We start from the raw sequence: 1691 nt of genomic DNA, 5'->3' as shown, positions 1-1691 counted from the left end.
GTAAGCGTTCAGAGACCCCTTGACCGTCTGCGGTCTTCAAGACCAGGATAAGCCCCTCTTCACCGTCCGTTGAGCCCGTGTCCCCAAGCGATGCACCTGAGCGATCACAGTCTGCGCCAACTTGACGAAGCCTACCTGCGAGGTCTGGAGGAGGAGGCGTTGCGCGGGTTGTCGGTGCGGTTGCTGGAGGATTTGAAGGAGGCGCACGAGCGGTTGAATCAAACGCCAACCAACAGTTCGCGTCCGCCCAGTAGCCGAGCGCCGTGGGAGCGTCCGAGTGGGGAGGAGGCGGAGTCGAGTGATGAGGTTGAGGCGCGCGAGGTCGAGGAGGCGGGGGGCGTGGCTGAGGGCGGTGACGGGGTGGAGACTGAAGCGTCAGCCCCCGCCGAGTCCCCGGCCCCGAAGTCCGAGGTGGCGAAGCGTCGAGCGGGCAAACAACCGGGAGCGCCGGGGTTTGGGCGCACTGAAGTGCTTCAGACCGACGTCGATGAGATCCATCGAGCGGTGGCGTGTGCCGGCTGTGGTCAGGGGCTGTCGGAGTCGGGGCCGAGCGTGTGTTATGTCAGCTTCCAGTCCATCGATCTGGAGTGGGGGGAGGCGTCGGCGCTGGGCTTACGGGTGCAGGTGACGGAGCATCACTATCATGACAGTACCTGCGCGTGTGGGCACGTCACGCGCGCGCGCTGGGGCGAAGGGAGGGTCGAGGACGAAGCGCTGGCCGGGGTGAAGCTGAGCGAATGGCGCCTGGTCGGTCCGGGGCTGGCGAGCCTGATCGTAGCCCTGCATTTTCGTTTCCACCTCTCGCGTCGGCGCACCCAAGAGTTTCTGCACGAGTGGCTGGGCGTGAAGCTGAGCGTCGGCCTGCTGGACCAGACGATTCGGGAAGCCGGGGCCGCTGTCGCCCCGCTGGAAGCGGAATTGATCGAGGCGATTGTGGCCAGTGATCTGCTGCACGCCGACGAGACCTCGTGGTTGGAGGGGGCGCGCGTACGCTGGCTGTGGGTGTTGACCACCGCCACCGTCACGCTGTTTGCCATCGCCGGACGCGGGCGTGAGGTGCTCGATCGGATCCTGCCCGGCTTTGGCGGCTGGCTGATGAGCGACGGCTGGACGGTCTACCGTCACCTTCCCCAACGCCTGCGCTGTTGGGCGCACCTGACGCGCAAGGCCCAGGGACTGATCGACAGCTATGATCCTGACGCCCAAGCCTTCGGGCACTTGGTGCAGCGCACCTTCGACACCCTCATCGCCGCCATTCACGCCGCTCGCGACGGGCCGGCGGTCAATCTGCGCCCTCAATACGCCACGCTCCTGGACACCTTGCACGCGGCCTGTCGTCAGCGTCTCGGGCACCGGCATGCCAAAACGCGTGCCCTGGCCGTCGAGCTATGGAACGACTGGGAGGCCATCTTCCGTGTGCTCGAGCGTCCAGAGTGGCCGCTGACCAACAATGCCGCTGAACGCGCGCTTCGCCACTGGGTCATTGCCCGTGACATCTCCCAGGGCACGCGCCACGAGAGCGGCTCGCGCGTCTTCGCCCTGCTGGCCAGTGTCATCGACACCTGTCGTCAACGCGGGCATCGCCCGTGGCGTTACCTCGCCTCCGTGATCGCCGATCGCCGTGCCGGGCGCCAAGCCGCTCCGCTGCCGGCTCTATTCCCCGCTCCGGCGGGGGGACTCTGAACGCTTAC

The 1691-nt window shown here is 66.7% G+C and carries 1 protein-coding gene; it reads left to right on the top strand.

Annotated features, from left to right (window positions below; translation table 11 throughout):
• Positions 1–90: 90 nt before the first annotated feature.
• Positions 91–1683, top strand: coding sequence for an IS66 family transposase (gene tnpC, locus GJ668_RS19645; RefSeq protein ID WP_155451770.1), 1593 nt, complete (start codon positions 91–93; stop codon positions 1681–1683).
• Positions 1684–1691: the final 8 nt, after the last annotated feature.

This window comes from Allochromatium palmeri, from assembly GCF_009720725.1.
Classification (GTDB): Bacteria; Pseudomonadota; Gammaproteobacteria; order Chromatiales; family Chromatiaceae; genus Thermochromatium; species Thermochromatium palmeri.
The sequence above is the reverse complement of the archived record's forward strand: the minus strand, read 5'-3'. Positions and strand labels throughout refer to the sequence as shown.

Bases quoted from the DNA above. Each gene is read 5' to 3' on its own strand.
- tnpC (WP_155451770.1), top strand. From the start codon at position 91: ATGCACCTGAGCGATCACAGTCTGCGCCAACTTGACGAAGCCTACCTG.